The 15000-nt window shown below is 39.0% G+C and carries 14 protein-coding genes and 3 tRNA genes; 6 read left to right on the top strand and 11 right to left on the bottom strand.

Annotation, left to right across the window (positions count from 1 at the left end):
* The first annotated feature begins 1 nt into the window (after position 1).
* Positions 2 to 985, top strand: coding sequence for a xanthine dehydrogenase accessory protein XdhC (gene xdhC / locus ACT53H_RS02620; RefSeq protein WP_476008530.1), 984 nt, complete (start codon positions 2 to 4; stop codon positions 983 to 985).
* Positions 986 to 995: 10 nt separating this feature from the next.
* Here xdhC and ACT53H_RS02615 read toward each other — a convergent pair whose 3' ends face one another.
* The 6 genes from ACT53H_RS02615 to ACT53H_RS02590 form a co-directional block, all read right to left on the bottom strand.
* Positions 996 to 1691, bottom strand: a complete 696-nt coding sequence (locus tag ACT53H_RS02615) for a Smr/MutS family protein (protein ID WP_476008529.1) — start codon at positions 1689 to 1691, stop codon at positions 996 to 998.
* A gap of 9 nt (positions 1692 to 1700) precedes the next feature.
* Positions 1701 to 2507: an indole-3-glycerol phosphate synthase TrpC gene (gene trpC, locus ACT53H_RS02610; protein ID WP_476008528.1), complete on the bottom strand. Its 807-nt coding sequence runs from the start codon at positions 2505 to 2507 to the stop codon at positions 1701 to 1703.
* A 9-nt stretch (positions 2508 to 2516) separates the two neighbouring features.
* Positions 2517 to 3566 carry an anthranilate phosphoribosyltransferase gene (gene trpD, locus ACT53H_RS02605; protein ID WP_174729862.1) on the bottom strand — a complete coding sequence of 350 codons (1050 nt, stop codon included), beginning with the start codon at positions 3564 to 3566 and terminating at the stop codon, positions 2517 to 2519.
* Positions 3567 to 3575: 9 nt separating this feature from the next.
* Positions 3576 to 4160 (bottom strand): anthranilate synthase component II, encoded by a 585-nt coding sequence (locus ACT53H_RS02600; protein WP_003650566.1) that lies wholly within the window; start codon positions 4158 to 4160, stop codon positions 3576 to 3578.
* Positions 4161 to 4455: 295 nt separating this feature from the next.
* Positions 4456 to 6258 carry an aminopeptidase P family protein gene (locus ACT53H_RS02595; protein WP_476008527.1) on the bottom strand — a complete coding sequence of 601 codons (1803 nt, stop codon included), beginning with the start codon at positions 6256 to 6258 and terminating at the stop codon, positions 4456 to 4458.
* Positions 6255 to 7814, bottom strand: coding sequence for a peptide MFS transporter (locus ACT53H_RS02590; protein WP_476008526.1), 1560 nt, complete (start codon positions 7812 to 7814; stop codon positions 6255 to 6257). The genes ACT53H_RS02595 and ACT53H_RS02590 overlap by 4 nt, the downstream gene beginning before the upstream one ends.
* Positions 7815 to 8546: 732 nt before the next feature.
* Between ACT53H_RS02590 and glnA the strand changes: the two genes are divergently transcribed.
* From glnA to ACT53H_RS02565, 5 genes are all read left to right on the top strand, one after another.
* Positions 8547 to 9962 carry a type I glutamate--ammonia ligase gene (gene glnA, locus ACT53H_RS02585; RefSeq protein ID WP_171056845.1) on the top strand — a complete coding sequence of 472 codons (1416 nt, stop codon included), beginning with the start codon at positions 8547 to 8549 and terminating at the stop codon, positions 9960 to 9962.
* A 126-nt stretch (positions 9963 to 10088) separates the two neighbouring features.
* Positions 10089 to 10598: a chorismate--pyruvate lyase family protein gene (locus tag ACT53H_RS02580; protein WP_151963250.1), complete on the top strand. Its 510-nt coding sequence runs from the start codon at positions 10089 to 10091 to the stop codon at positions 10596 to 10598.
* Positions 10595 to 11473 (top strand): 4-hydroxybenzoate octaprenyltransferase, encoded by an 879-nt coding sequence (gene ubiA, locus ACT53H_RS02575; protein ID WP_151963249.1) that lies wholly within the window; start codon positions 10595 to 10597, stop codon positions 11471 to 11473. The genes ACT53H_RS02580 and ubiA overlap by 4 nt, the downstream gene beginning before the upstream one ends.
* 111 nt (positions 11474 to 11584) lie before the next feature.
* On the top strand, positions 11585 to 12892 hold the full coding sequence (locus tag ACT53H_RS02570) for an alpha/beta hydrolase (protein WP_238611786.1): 1308 nt from the start codon (positions 11585 to 11587) through the stop codon (positions 12890 to 12892).
* A gap of 103 nt (positions 12893 to 12995) precedes the next feature.
* Positions 12996 to 13196, top strand: coding sequence for a hypothetical protein (locus ACT53H_RS02565; RefSeq protein ID WP_049837136.1), 201 nt, complete (start codon positions 12996 to 12998; stop codon positions 13194 to 13196).
* 11 nt (positions 13197 to 13207) lie between these two features.
* On the opposite strand, the gene ACT53H_RS02560 is transcribed toward ACT53H_RS02565, so the two are convergent.
* From ACT53H_RS02560 to ACT53H_RS02540, 5 genes are all read right to left on the bottom strand, one after another.
* The gene (locus ACT53H_RS02560; RefSeq protein ID WP_312824672.1) at positions 13208 to 13651 is read right to left on the bottom strand and encodes a DUF2726 domain-containing protein; all 444 of its coding nucleotides are present in this window, start codon (positions 13649 to 13651) and stop codon (positions 13208 to 13210) included.
* 56 nt (positions 13652 to 13707) lie between these two features.
* A tRNA-Asn gene (locus ACT53H_RS02555) sits at positions 13708 to 13783 on the bottom strand.
* Between the two features lie 181 nt (positions 13784 to 13964).
* Positions 13965 to 14040: transfer RNA gene (locus ACT53H_RS02550), tRNA-Asn, on the bottom strand.
* 8 nt (positions 14041 to 14048) lie between these two features.
* Positions 14049 to 14124 (bottom strand) — tRNA-Asn (locus ACT53H_RS02545).
* 145 nt (positions 14125 to 14269) lie between these two features.
* Entirely contained in the window at positions 14270 to 14896 is a 627-nt protein-coding gene (locus ACT53H_RS02540; protein WP_003650584.1) for a superoxide dismutase, read from the bottom strand.
* Positions 14897 to 15000 lie beyond the last annotated feature (104 nt).

Below are 15000 nucleotides of genomic sequence, written 5' to 3'. Positions count from 1 at the left end.
TATGCAACATTTACAATGGTGGACTGATTTTGTGGCGTGGCAAGTCGATGCTCTGCCTATGGTATTGGTCACAGTAGTCCGCGCTGCTGGTTCAACACCACGAGAAGTTGGTGCAACCATGTTATTGCGGTTTAATTTGCAACAGCAATGGCAGCAGTCAGATACGATCGGTGGTGGGCATTTAGAGTTTCAGGCTATTGATATTGCTAAAGCAATGTTAAGTGAAATGGATACTTGTGTCAGGCGTATTGAACGCTTTAACCTCAGTGCTCGGTTGGGGCAGTGTTGTGGCGGAGTAATGTGGTTATTGTTTGAGAAAATATCACCCACTGAAAGCGCATCGGATTTATCTGCGAGTTTGCAAGCATGGCGAGCCGGAAAGCATATATGGCGTACCGTCTCACATCAATATGCGTCCACTTGGCAGACTAGAGATATGGAACAACAATCAAGTTTCGAGTTTCATTCTGGCAACAGTGAAGAATGGCAATTTGGCCAGCAGATTCAACCTTATGCTATGCAAGTGCTGATTTGTGGCGCGGGGCATGTGGGTGAAGCAATTGTCCGTTGTTTATTGCCTATTGGTGTGAGAGTGAAATGGATTGATCCACGTGATCATATTTTCCCATCCGATTTATTGGAACAGGTGCAATGCTTATCGACTGATACCTTAGAAGCCGAGATCGAGCATTTTGACCGTTCAGGTGCAATTTTAATTTTAACTCATGATCATCAATTAGATTTGCAACTATGTTTTTCAGCCTTGAAACCTACGGCAAAACCATTTGCTTATGTTGGGATGATTGGCTCAAAAAGTAAAAGGGCTATTTTTGAAAAGCGTATGCAAATACGTGGTTATACCCCAGAAACATTACAACGATTGGTTTGCCCGATCGGGATAGAAGGGATTTCATCGAAACAACCTGCAATGATTGCCATTGCAGTAGTTGCTCAATTATTACAGGCACTTGATGTAAAAAAATGATCCCAAAGGATCATTTTTTTTGTTCGAACTTAGGATTTTTTTCTGCACGTTTAAGCAGTACGAGAACGGCACCTGTACCACCTTGATTTTCAGGGGCACTTACAAAGGCCAAAACATCACGATGCTGACGTAACCATCCGTTGACGTAGGTTTTTAAGACTGCTTCAGGGCCTTTGCCATGCACAATTTTAATGACATTTTGATTTTCATCTTTTGCCATCTGGATAATTTGTAATACGGCGTCACGTGCTTGCTCAATTGTACAGCCGTGTAAATCTACAGCTTCAAACCAACGCATTTTTCCAGCTTTTAAGTCTTCAAACACTTTATGCTGAAGGGTAGCTATGCGATAGCTTAAAGTAGCTTGGCTTGCGACCGGATTTAAAGCAGCTTGTGTATCAGATAGTTCGGCATGCTCAGTGTCCCGACCACCTTCGGCAGCTGCACGTTTAGCTAATGTTTGAGCATCAACTTTTCTGGCGCGAGGAACTCTAATATCAGCAATATTACTATTATTGATGGGTTTAACACCTGCTACAGCGCTTTGAAACAGATTTGCATTTTCCAATTCTTCAGACTCAGCCTGAGGTTGTTTGGTCTCAGGCTGACTTGCGATTTTGCTTGAATGAGGATTGGAGATTTGCTTTTTAAATTGCTTCAATAACTTTTGTTGCTCTTTAGAAAGCGATGAATCTTTATTACTCATATATCTTCATTAAACCGTTTGAGGTTGTCCAAAAAGGGCAGTAAAAGCTTGATCTGGACGTGGTTGTTTCATAAAACTTTCGCCGACCAAGAAGCTGTGAATATCATGCTCTTGCATCATATGCACATCATCTGGTGTCGCTATACCGCTTTCAGTAATTAATAAACGTGAGGCCGGAAGTAATTTTTTCAATCGAATGGATGTATTTAAATTCACATCAAACGTTTTTAAATTACGGTTATTCACACCTAATAAACATTGCTCAGAAAGCTTTAATGCACGTTCCATTTCTTCTTCGTCATGAACTTCAACTAATACATCGAGTTGATGTTCAAACGCAGTTTTAGACATTTCTTCGAGTTGCTGGTCAGACAAACATGCAACAATTAATAAAATACAGTCAGCATGCAAAGCACGTGCTTCAACTACATTATATGGATCGATCAGAAAGTCTTTACGTAAAGCAGGTAGGGCACAATGATTACGGGCAATCGCAATATTCTCATCTGCACCCTGAAAGAAATCAACATCGGTCAGTACCGATAAACATGCTGCTCCAGCTTGTTCATATTGCTGAGCAATTTCAGCAGGATTAAAATCTGCGCGAATAATTCCTTTTGATGGAGATGCTTTTTTAATTTCAGCAATCACACCCGGACGTTTATGTTGTAAAGCATTTGCAAAGCCACGCACTGGAGTCGCAGATTTTGCTAATTCTTCAACGTCTTGCAAATTACGTTGTTTTAATCGCGCAGCAAGTTCCTCATGTTTACGGTCAACAATTTTACCTAAAATGGTATTTTGAATATTAATCATGAGAAATCCTTAATCTGCCTGACATTGTTTCAGTGTTTTGGTAAATTCAGCCAAAACGCTCATTTTTTCTAAAGCTTGTCCGCCGTAAATAATATCTTGAGCGAAGGAAACAGCTTGAGCATAGGTTTTGGTAATACCAGCTACATAAATACCAGCACCCGCATTAAGTGCAATCATGTTTGCTGCTTTTTCACCAATAGCAGTTTTATTTTTACCTAACGCATCTTTAATTAGCTTTAAGCTTGCCGCTGCGTCTGTAACCACTAAGCCATTTAAAGTTTGTGACTCAATTCCGACATCTTCAGGATTAAGCATCCATTCAGTAATTTCGCCGTCTTTCAGTTCGGCAACAGCAGTAGGAGCAGCAAGACTGATTTCATCAAGACCATCTTTTGAATGAACTACCATGACATGTTCGGCACCGAGTTGCTTCATTACCTCTGCAATAGGACCGCAAAGCTCATCTGAAAATACCCCAATCACAAAACGTTTTACACCAGCCGGATTCGTAAGCGGGCCGAGTAAATTGAAAATGCTGCGAACACCAAGCTCACGACGTGGGCCGACAGCATATTTCATTGCTTTATGATGGTTTGGAGCAAATAAAAAACCTACACCCATCTCACGAATGCAGCGTTCAGTTTGTTGCATGTCTAAATCTAGATTAATTCCTGCTTGCTCAAGTAAGTCTGATGAACCTGATTTACTCGAAACGCCTCGGTTACCATGCTTTGCAATGGTTGCACCTGCTGCTGCAATCACAAAGCTTGAAGCAGTAGAGACATTAAATAAGTTTTGTCCATCACCACCAGTACCGACAATGTCAACTAAATATTTGATATCGCTAACATCAATTTTAATCGCGAATTCACGCATAACACGTGCGGCAGCAGTAATTTCGTCAATACTTTCACCTTTCATGCGAAGGCCCATCATCAAAGCACCAATTTGTGCTTCGGTTGCCTCACCTTGCATGATGCTACGCATAATGTCTTCCATTTGCGGCTGAGTCAGGTGAATATTTTTTGTAATATGGTTAAGTGCTTGTTGAATATTCATAGTGATCACTTATGCATAAATATCTAAAAAGTTTTTAAAGATTTGATGGCCATGTTGACTCAAAATTGATTCAGGATGGAACTGCACGCCTTCAACAGGCAATGTCTTATGTTTAACACCCATGATTTCTTCCATTGAGCCATCTGCTTCATTGGTCCAACACGTTACTTCAAGGCAATCAGGCAGTGTTTGCTGATCAATAACCAAAGAGTGATAACGAGTTGCTGAGAATGGGCTAGGAAGATTACTGAAAATACCTTTGTTACTGTGGTACATATCAGATAAACGTCCGTGCATAACCGTTTTGGCTCTTACAATGTTTCCGCCAAAAGCTTGCCCAATACTTTGATGCCCTAAACATACGCCAAGCAAAGGAATTTTTCCGGCAAAGTGATTAATTGCAGGAATTGAAATACCAGCTTCGCTTGGAGAGCAAGGGCCAGGACCAATCACGAGATATTTAGGTTGCCATCGTTCAATATCCTCTAATGTGACTTGATCATTGCGAACAACTTTTACTTCCTGATCCAACTCGCCAAAATACTGGACGATGTTGTAGGTAAAAGAGTCGTAATTGTCGATCATTAAAAGCATGATGAACTTAACCTCATGATAGTTAATATATATTTAATAAGTGACTAGAGATTTACTCACAATATTGCTCACTTTTTAAAAAGTACCTTTATTTGATCAAATAAAAAGCCGCTTTCTAAGCGGCTAATATAACAAAAAAAGAAGTAACCAGTTTAACTATTTCATTCGTTAGAAATTTGCAGAAAAAACGACTTTGAGAAGTGAGACTTTTTGAAATAATAGATAACTACAACTCGGGCAGAATAAGCTTTTCATTGGAAATAGAAAATTATTCTGCCTGAGTTAAAAAAGAAGATTAAATCGCTCTAGTGTTGTAAATCAGCCAGTCTAAAACTTCTCCAGACAAATGTTCAGCGAGTCTTTCTTGGACTGTTTGATGGTAATGATTTAGCCAGTCTTTCTCTTCATTCGTTAGCATATCAACAACGATACAATCTAAATGAATCGGGCAAAGGGTCAGCGTTTCAAACTCCAAGAATTCACCGTAAGTTTTTTCAAACCCAGAGTGGAGCTGGTTTGCAACTAGATTTTCAATGCGAATACCATATTCTCCCTCATGGTATAAGCCCGGCTCATTAGAAATAATCATTCCTTCACGCAATTTGCTATAGGCATGTATAGGTGCGTAATAAGAAAGAACTTGCGGACCTTCATGAACATTAAGCGCAAAGCCTACGCCGTGGCCTGTTCCATGTCGATAATCTAAACCATGCTGCCATAAAGTATTGCGACAAATTGAATCGAGTAGAGGAGCAGCTAAACCTTCTGGATAAATCGTTTTTGCCAAAGCAATGTGACATTTTAAAACCAAGGTGTAGTCACGTTTTTGTTGCCCTGTTGGCGTGCCTACAGGAACAACACGAGTAATATCGGTTGTTCCATCTACATATTGACCACCTGAGTCAATCAGCAATAGACCATCGCCTTCGATAAATGAATAGTGCTCTTCAGTTGCACGGTAGTGGGGCAAAGCACCATTAGCATTAAAGCCAGCAATCGTTGAAAAACTTGGCCCTATAAATCCATCTTGCTCAGCACGGAAAGCTGTAATCTTTTCATCAATAGTGAGTTCTGAAATTCTTTTACCATGATGAAGTGCTTTCTCTAACCAGTGGAAAAAGTGGCAAAGCGCGACTCCGTCTTTAACCATTGCATGACGGATATGAGCAATTTCGCTTTCATGTTTACGCGATTTAAAAAGCGTACTTGGGTTGATGTCGTATACAACCCGAATATCTTTTGCGATGGCTTGTTCATGAAAAATCGAGACTTTGGCTGGATCTAAAAGTACTGAAGCATCAGAGATATTCGATAAAAACTTAGCTGTATCTTCGTAGTTACGAATTTCAATACCATCGGCTGCGAAAGCTTGTTGAATGGTTGAGTCTAGTTTACTGCTATCAATAAACAGAACAGCTTGCTCTGCATTAATATAAAAATGAGAAAGAAAAACTGGGTTGTATTCTACGTCTTGTCCACGTGCATTTAAGATCCATGCAATATCATCTAAAGATGAAATGAAATGACCCGCAATATTCTTGCTATGTAAAGTTTCACGGATTGCCTGAATTTTCTCTTTACGAGATAGGGCATTTAGCCCTTCAGGCATTAAATAGATTTTTTCAGAGGGTAGTTCTGGGCGGTCTAACCAAATCTCTCCAACTAAATCTTTTTGAGTCTCGAGTTTATAGCTATGAACTCGTGCAGTATGTTCGAGTGCTTTAAATTGTTGAATAGATAAGGTATGTCCATTTACAGCAATGATCGAATTTGCTGCTAAGTTTTGTGTAATCCAAGCTAAATGTGTTGAAGACTCATCGCTCGTTAATTTTTGAAGCTCAAAGCCCGTTCCTACAAGTTGTTGTTCAGCTTGTACCCAATAGCGCCCATCGGCCCAAAGTCCTGCAAAGCTTTGAGTTACGACGAGCGTACCAACAGAGCCACTAAACCCGCTGAGCCACTGTCTTGCTTTCCAGTAATCTGGTAAATACTCTGACATATGTGGATCGGCACTCATGACAACCAATGCATCAATCTGTTGATTGCGCATGATTTCACGAAGTTTCTCAAGTTTTTCTGGAACAGTTAAGATGTTCATATGGTTTCCAATTCAGGTTGAACTTTACTGGTACTTTTATTCATTAATCTATTGATAGGTTTCTTTAATAAAAATAACACGATTGCGCCAATCACCAACGCTAAAACACATCGCATAAAGAGGGAAGGTAAATGATTAATACCATCTGCCGATACGTGCCCGCCAATTAAACCCGCAATGAGATTACCTAAAGCTGAACCAGTAAACCACAGACCCATAATTTGACTACGGATGACATCAGGTGCAAGTTTAGTCATGGTTGATAAGCCAATTGGGCTTAGACAAAGTTCGCCTAGGGTAAGAAGAAATAAAGTACCAACTAACCAAAATGGTGAAACTGCCCCGCCATTAATAGCAAAATGACTGGCAAGAGACATGAGCAAAAAGCCACCTGCTGCGAATAACAATGCAATAATAAATTTGCTGATATAGCTTGGGTCTTTATTTACCTTACTTAGCTTCACCCATAGCCAAGCTGCAACTGGAGCAAAAACAATAATAAATAGGGCATTGATTGATTCAAACCATACCGTCGGGATCTCAAATCCGAAAACAATACGGTCTGTATAATCTTGAGCAAATAAAGTAAAAGTTGTGGGCTTTTGTTCGAACGCCGACCAGAATAGGGCAGATGCTGCTAATAAAACGAAACAAATAATAATTTTGAATTTATCATGCTGCTCTAAGTTTAAGAAAAATAATAAATAAGCAAAATAAGTAATAATCCCAATGCCTAGTGCAACTGTTAAATAAGTTGCTACCGCGACTGGATTGATATGAATAACGCCAAAGAAAGTAAGAGCGATAACGACTGCGACACTTAATAAAAATGAGAAAGCAATTTTGGGCGCATTTTTATTTTCTACCACAGGTCTATTGCAGTTATCAGTTTCTTCACGCAATTGATTAAAAGTTTGTAGCTGAGGAATGGCCAATGCACGGAAGATGAGTAATGCAATCAACATTCCAAGGCCGCCAATCCCAAAACCTAGATGCCAGCCATGATCGCGAGCCAATATACCTGTAATAAGCGGGGCAATAAACGATCCCATATTAATCCCCATATAAAAAATGGAGAAACCGGCATCTCGTCTACTATCTTGCGCTTTGTATAATGTTCCGACAATCACTGAAATACAGGTTTTAAATAAACCTGATCCAAGAACAATAAGAACTAAACCAAAATAAAAAAAGAATTGATCAAAAATGGTAGTGAGGGCAATTAATAAATGACCTAGCGCAATAATAATAGAACCATACCAAACAGACCGGGCCTGACCTAACCAGTTATCGGCAATCCAACCACCAAAAACGGTCATTAAATACATGGAGCCTGCAAATAACCCAACAATTGCTGCTGCGGTTGGGCGGTCAAGACCTAAACCACCATCATTGACCATTGCAATCATATAAAGAACGAGTAAAGGCCGAATTCCATAATAAGAAAATCTTTCCCAAAGCTCTGTAAAAAATAAAGTTTTTAATGGTTTGGGATGGCCGAAAAAAGCTTTGTCATATTGTTCGAGTTCATGCTTCATTTCAAATCCTTTGAGCATATTTGTAGTTTAAAAAACAAAACTTTTAGTTTGTTTAGTTATAAAAAAAAGTTATGTTTTATTTTTTAGATTTTTTTAATTTTAAAAGCAAGTTTGTCATGTATAAAAAAGGTATATAACAAATGGTAAAAAATCCCTTTAATTTCTTACTGCACCAAAGCTGATCAAAACTTACTTCACCGCAGAGAAGTTGATAAGCGAAAGAAAACTAATTTTATAAAACTTTAGTATTTATTGAGGTAAGGGGATGATTCGATCGCTGACGTTTTTAAGTTTTTGAGAACTATTCTTTGAAGTGATATTTGCGTTAGAGCTTTTGGCAAAGGCATGGATAGATATAGAAGGGGGCTGCTAAAGGTTAAAATTTTATAAGTCATCTTTTATTATTTTCATTCTTTGTAATAAGAAAGTCAGCTTTCTATATGAGAAAGTATTATGATCATGAATGACTGTTAGATATTGATGCGGTGATTCATATTGGCGCAACAATTTTGCACTAAATTAGGGCGATTGCGAGCTATTCTTGTATGCCATAATTTGAAAATGTCTGAATATGGTGCATTTAACTATGCAAACAGTATAATGGGTTCAAGACAAGGGGCCTAAATCATGGATAGTTATAAGCAATTCAATGTTTTAGGTAAGTCTTATAAAGTTGGTATGAGAATTGCTATATAAATACCAGCAATTAACACGCACTTAACAAGTGCAACAAAATTTCATTGGAGCAAAATGAGCATGGCGAACAAGGTCCTTCAACTCATACAAGAAAGTGGCGCAAAATGGGTCGATTTTCGCTTTACTGATACTAAGGGTAAAGAACAGCACGTAACTTACCCAGCTGATTCTATTGATGAAGATACTTTTGAAGACGGTAAAATGTTTGATGGTTCTTCAATCGCTGGTTGGAAAGGCATTGAAGCATCTGACATGATTTTACGTCCAGATGCAGAAACTGGTTTCATCGACCCGTTCTTTGCTGAACCAACTGTAGTTGTGACTTGTGACGTTATTGAACCTTCAACTGGTCAAGGTTATGAGCGTGACCCACGTTCGATTGCTCGCCGTGCAGAAGAATACTTAAAATCTACAGGTATCGGTGATACTGCATTCTTTGGTCCAGAACCAGAATTCTTTGTATTTGACGAAGTGAAGTGGGACATCGATATGTCTGGCGCTCGTCATACATTAATCGCTGAAGAAGCTGCTTGGTCTACTGGTAAAGATTACGAGTCTGGTAACTCTGGTCACCGTCCACGTGTTAAAGGCGGTTATTTCCCAGTTCCTCCAGTTGATTCTTCACAAGATATGCGTGCAGAAATGTGTGCAAAAATCGAAGACATCATGGGCCCAGGTCGTGTAGAAGTACACCACCACGAAGTTGCTTCTTGCCAGTTAGAAATTGGTGTGAGCTTCAATACACTTGTACGTAAAGCTGACGAAGTTCAACAGTTCAAATATGCTGTTTGGAACGTTGCTCACCAATATGCAAAAACTGCAACCTTTATGCCTAAACCAATGGTAGGTGATAACGGTTCTGGTATGCACGTTCACATGTCTATCTCTAAAGATGGCAAGAACTTGTTTGCTGGTGATGAATATGCAGGCCTTTCAGAAATGGCATTGTATTTCATCGGTGGTGTGATCAAGCACGCTCGTGCATTGAATGCAATCACAAACCCATCTACAAACTCATACAAGCGTTTGGTTCCTCACTTCGAAGCACCAATCATGCTTGCTTACTCAGCACGTAACCGTTCTGCTTCTATCCGTATTCCATACGTTTCTAGCCCTAAAGGTAAGCGTATCGAAGCTCGTTTCCCAGACCCAATGATGAACCCGTACTTAGGTTTCGCTGCATTGTTAATGGCTGGTATCGACGGTATCCAAAACAAGATCCATCCGGGCGAAGCTGCTGATAAGAACTTGTACGATCTTCCTCCAGAAGAAGAAGCAAAAATCCCAACAGTTGCTCATAGCTTAGACATGGCTCTTGAAGCACTTCAAGCAGATCACGAATTCTTGTTAAAAGGCGGCGTGTTCACTAAAGAAATGCTTGATGCATACATCGAACTTAAAACTGAAGATGTACGTCGTCTTAACACGACTACTCACCCAGTTGAATTCGATATGTACTACAGCTTGTAATACATATTTTCATAAAAAAGCCTGCTTATGCAGGCTTTTTTATTGCTTGGAATGTTGATTGAATTCTCTACATTTTTTATCAAAAAATTGGGGTAAACTAGGTGCGAGTTTTCATGTGAGCAGATTATGCGTAAACGACAACCAGTACTTAAACAGGAAAAGAATTTAAATCCTGAATTGAAAACATGGTTGTATGCGTCTGGTTCATTGACCCAACAATTGACTGAACTTGGCGGTGGCCAGTTTAGTGTAAAGCCTTTTCAAGAACATTTTCAGCGTTTAACTTTTGCAGATAGTCAGTGGATGAAGATGTCTCATGCTCACACTTCGTGGGTAAGGGAAACTTATTTATATGGCTGTGAAGCAGAGCCATGGGTGAAAGCAAAAAGTATTTTTCCAATTCAAAGTCTACAAAAAAAAGCCCGTATATTTCAGCACATTGGTTCTAAGCCAATCGGCTTTTTTCTATTTCAAAGAACAACACCACTTTGTGACCGCCGTGTTATTTGTTTACCAGAAGGCTGGACACGACAAAGTTGCTATACTTGGCATGGGTGTAAATTTATTGTTCAAGAAACATTCTTACCGGCTTTTGAAGCTTTTTTAAATCAGCAGCACGACAAGGAATTACTATGACGACTGCAACAAGCACAACATGGCGCCAGCGCTTAGAAGCTTATTATTATCTATGTCGATTTGATAAGCCAATTGGTACTGAACTGGTTTTTTGGCCAACCATGTGGGCGCTTTGGATTGCAGCAGAGGGAATGCCACCTCTACATATTCTTTTGGCGATGGTGCTAGGTACAATTTTTATGCGTGCCGCTGGTTGCGCAATTAATGATTTTGCAGACCGTAAAGTAGATGCCCATGTTGAGCGGACGAAAACACGTCCTTTGGCAACAGGGGTAATTAGTCCAAGAGAAGCAGTGTATGTATTTTTAGCATTAGTATTTGCCAGTGCTTGTACGCTGTTCTTTTTACCTATAGCGACGTTCTACTGTGCATTAGGAGGGTTGGTTTTAGCATTTGTATATCCTTTCATGAAACGTTATACCCATTTACCGCAAGTCGTTTTAGGTATGGCATTTTCTTGGGGTATTCCAATGTCATTTACTGCAATGGGTAAGCCTTTAGATATGACGTGTTGGCTACTTTATTTTGGTAATCTGGCCTGGACAGTGGCTTATGACACTCAATATGCAATTACAGACCGTGAATACGACTTGAAGATTGGCGTGAAATCTACTGCTATTCTTTTTGGTCGATATGACATTCAGATTATTGCACTCTTACAGGCAACTAGCCTTGTTTTGATTGGGGCTGCACTGTATTTAGAAAATATCTTATTTCCATGGGCGATCATTGCTTTAATTGTTGTTGCATTCGATTTTATATATCAAACAATTAAAACCAAAGACCGCAACCCTCAAGTATGTTTTTGGGCATTCCGTCACAATCGCTGGGTTGGATTAATCATTTTTCTAGGAATATTTTTAAATTTCATATAGTAAAAATGACCGCAAGGTTGAAAAGTGTTCTATGCAGAGCACTTTTTTTATGTCTTAATATTCGTGCATAAAAAATATGCGGAATAAATAATACATAAAAAAGGATATTCTATGAAACGGTCAAAAATTGCTTTAGCTATAACATTATCGGTTTCAACATTATTTCTTGCAGCATGTAATGACAATGATGATGATTATATTGGTGTAAATCCCGATAAAACTTATGTGTCTGAAAAAGCTTATTCTAAAGATAGCTTAAGTGGTGCTTCATCTATAAAAGTCATGACTTATAACATGGTCAATGTACAAGGAAAAACAGCTGAAGCAACTGCTTTGGTAATGTTCCCTAAAGCAACTCAGCCTAAAGACGGTTATCGCGTAGTGGTATGGGAGCACGGTACTGTAGGCGTAGGAGATAGTTGTGCCCCAAGCAATAATACCATTAATCCACGCTTCAAAATTCTAGCGGATACACTATTGGCAGCTGGCTATGTTGTGATTGCTCCAGATTATGAAGGTTTGGGTACTCGAGGAATGCATCCATACCTTAATTTAGGAAGTGAGGCTAAATCTGCAATTGCGGCAGTTAAAGCTGCGAAGGATCATTACGGTAGTCAGTTAAATAGTTCATGGATGTCAATTGGGCAGTCTCAAGGAGGCCATGCTTCATTAGGAACAGCTGAATTTGCTAATAACGACAGTAATTACAAAGGAGCGGTTGCAACAGCACCAGCTTCTAGCCTTGGTTATATTATTTCAGTAGTTGCTCCGCAAGCAATTCAAGATATTCTTAAGAAAGAGCAGGCTGGTACTGCACCTGTTGGTACGGCTGTAGAAGTGTATGCTGAGTTACTCGCGTATGCTGCATATACCACAGTGGGTATTACTGCTTATGAGCCTAAATTTAATTATCGTGAAATTTTCCAACAACGTTCTCAGAGTGTAGCTGAGTTCGCAGAAGGGACTACTGGTGAAAATGGCGTATGTTTAACTGATTTGCATAATAAATTTGCAGATGATATTCGTGATTTCCTTGCGACTAATACTGACAAAACAGTTTTAGATTATCCTGGTTTAGCTGGTAATTTCCAAGAAAATGCAACTGTGAAAAAATTCTTGGCGGATAACCAACCTGCAACCAAAAAAATTAATTCACCTGTCATGATTGTTCAAGGTACTGCTGATATGGCTGTACCATATCCTGTTACTAATGCCTTGCAAGAGGGGCTTAAAAAAATGGGAACTGATGTGACATTTGTGCCTGTTGTAGGGGCTGCTCATACTCAAGCGATTGTATGTAGAAATGCTGAAATCTATCAATTTGTTCAATCTAAGATGCCAGCTAAAACAAATATCATGCTTGATCCATCAGTAATAGATGCTAGTAAGAATGTTGAATGTACAGGAATAGCCCAATAATTTTTGTATTTAAAATATTCAAATTAAAAGGGTCCTAAAGAGGGCCCTTTTTGTTATATTGTTACGCATTCTGAAATTGATATCGTTTGAGTTTGAAGTAGTCATGAACCAGCAACCTGTTGAAAAAAAATCTGTTCCTTGGTTATTAATGGGATTAGGTTTACTTATTCCTTTTTTAATTATTGGAATACTTTTCTTGGCTGCAAAAAGTGATGCTAAGACTAAAAAGCAATATGAACAGCAACGTTTAGAGATGGAAAAAAGAATAGCTGAAAAAGAAGCAGCAAGTTCTGAAAAGAAATAATAGCAGTGCTTTTAATGAATATCCTTTTGTAGCTGACGTACACTTGGGATGTTTGTATAACGTTTTACTATATAACCTGCTTCTGTGAGCATTTGATCGCGAATACGGTCTTCTTCCGCTTTTTCAAGATGGGTAGGATCATCTAACTCAATAATGGCAATTACTTCCATCTTGTCGTTAAGTACAACGAAGTCAGTAACTTTACGGTTGAACTGACTACGAATTTTATAGTCATTGCTGGTAATCAAAGCACTAAAAGCCACTTGTGCTAAAACATGATGACTTGGAAAACTTTGTTTTAGACGAATAAACATCTGAGTTTCAAAGTTGGTAATGATAGGACGAGCAAAGAATTTTTGTTTAGGAAATAAATAAGGGCGTAAACAAACAACAATAAAAATACAGGTGCTTAAGCAACCTAAAACAATAAAAAATAAGTGACTCGATTCGAACATGTGAAAGCATCATACAAATAAAAACCCACTCATGATGAGTGGGTTTTTAAGAATCTTGGCTCTCCAACCTGGGCTCGAACCAGGGACCTGCGGATTAACAGTCCGTCGCTCTACCGACTGAGCTATTGGAGAATCTGGAAAAGGATTTTAGGGAGGAAAGAGGGCTGGGTCAAGTCTTAATAACGGAATTAGTCAGAATATCTAATCGTTTGGTTTAAAAATATTCGAAACATTGATTTTATTAAAAATAATAGAAAATTATTAAATGATTAGATAAGAAAAAGCCCGCAATAGATGCGGGCTTTTAGAATCTTGGCTCTCCCACCTGGGCTCGAACCAGGGACCTGCGGATTAACAGTCCGTCGCTCTACCGACTGAGCTATGGGAGATTAGTAGATGGCTCTCCAACCTGGGCTCGAACCAGGGACCTGCGGATTAACAGTCCGTCGCTCTACCGACTGAGCTATTGGAGAATCTGATGCGCATTTTATGGATGAAATCTAAAAGCGTCAATAAGAATATTAAAGAAAATGAATTGTTTGCTTGATTAATATGCTTTTGTTGTATTAAAAATAAAAAAACCACCCAAAATAGGGTGGTTTTTATAAAGAAATAAAATTATTTCTCTACGCCTGCTGGTTGGCCTGCAAGTTTTGCATTTGCATAGTCCCAGTTCACTAGGCTTTCTAAGAAAGTTGCGATGTATTTAGGACGTAAGTTACGGAAATCGATGTAGTAAGCATGTTCCCATACGTCAATTGTTAATACAGCGATTTGACCATGTGCAAGTGGAGTGTCTGCATTAGAAGTTTTAGTGATAGATAATTTACCGTTTACTTCGTCAGCAACTAACCAAGCCCAACCTGAACCGAATTGAGTTGTTGCAGCAGCAGCAAATTCTTCTGCAAATTTTTCGTAGCTACCAAAAGCTTCTTCAATTTTAGCAGCGATGGCGCCAGTAGGCTTACCACCACCATTTGGCTTCATAGAATTCCAGTAGAATGTATGGTTCCAAACTTGAGCAGCGTTGTTGAAAATACCAGCTTTAGAGGCATCACCAGCAGTTGCTTTAATGATTTCTTCTAAAGTTTTACCTTCAAGGTCAGTTCCTTTGATTAAGTTGTTTAAGTTAACAACATAGGTATTGTGGTGTTTATCGTGATGGTATTCTAAAGTTTCTTTACTGATATGTGGCGCTAAATCATCATAGCCATATGGAAGTGCAGGTAAAGTAATGGTTGTCATGTTCCTATTCCTTGCATTTGCTGGGTTATACAATATTAAGTGGCTCTATTGTAAATGATTCTGTTCACAATAGGGCATCGTTTTAAAGAACTATACACAATAAA

The organism is Acinetobacter sp. DMC2 (assembly GCF_056314305.1).
The sequence above is the reverse complement of the archived record's forward strand: the minus strand, read 5'-3'. Positions and strand labels throughout refer to the sequence as shown.

What these genes read in the sequence shown, in the direction of transcription:
- ACT53H_RS02560 (WP_312824672.1), bottom strand. Translation starts at nt 13,651, where the DNA reads ATGTTCGAATCGAGTCACTTATTTTTTATTGTTTTAGGTTGCTTAAGC.
- trpC (WP_476008528.1), bottom strand. Translation starts at nt 2,507, where the DNA reads ATGATTAATATTCAAAATACCATTTTAGGTAAAATTGTTGACCGTAAA.
- trpD (WP_174729862.1), bottom strand. Translation starts at nt 3,566, where the DNA reads ATGAATATTCAACAAGCACTTAACCATATTACAAAAAATATTCACCTG.
- ACT53H_RS02615 (WP_476008529.1), bottom strand. Translation starts at nt 1,691, where the DNA reads ATGAGTAATAAAGATTCATCGCTTTCTAAAGAGCAACAAAAGTTATTG.
- ACT53H_RS02540 (WP_003650584.1), bottom strand. Translation starts at nt 14,896, where the DNA reads ATGACAACCATTACTTTACCTGCACTTCCATATGGCTATGATGATTTA.
- ACT53H_RS02595 (WP_476008527.1), bottom strand. Translation starts at nt 6,258, where the DNA reads ATGAACATCTTAACTGTTCCAGAAAAACTTGAGAAACTTCGTGAAATC.
- ACT53H_RS02580 (WP_151963250.1), top strand. Translation starts at nt 10,089, where the DNA reads ATGCGTAAACGACAACCAGTACTTAAACAGGAAAAGAATTTAAATCCT.
- ACT53H_RS02600 (WP_003650566.1), bottom strand. Translation starts at nt 4,160, where the DNA reads ATGCTTTTAATGATCGACAATTACGACTCTTTTACCTACAACATCGTC.
- ubiA (WP_151963249.1), top strand. Translation starts at nt 10,595, where the DNA reads ATGACGACTGCAACAAGCACAACATGGCGCCAGCGCTTAGAAGCTTAT.
- glnA (WP_171056845.1), top strand. Translation starts at nt 8,547, where the DNA reads ATGAGCATGGCGAACAAGGTCCTTCAACTCATACAAGAAAGTGGCGCA.
- ACT53H_RS02570 (WP_238611786.1), top strand. Translation starts at nt 11,585, where the DNA reads ATGAAACGGTCAAAAATTGCTTTAGCTATAACATTATCGGTTTCAACA.
- ACT53H_RS02565 (WP_049837136.1), top strand. Translation starts at nt 12,996, where the DNA reads ATGAACCAGCAACCTGTTGAAAAAAAATCTGTTCCTTGGTTATTAATG.
- xdhC (WP_476008530.1), top strand. Translation starts at nt 2, where the DNA reads ATGCAACATTTACAATGGTGGACTGATTTTGTGGCGTGGCAAGTCGAT.
- ACT53H_RS02590 (WP_476008526.1), bottom strand. Translation starts at nt 7,814, where the DNA reads ATGCTCAAAGGATTTGAAATGAAGCATGAACTCGAACAATATGACAAA.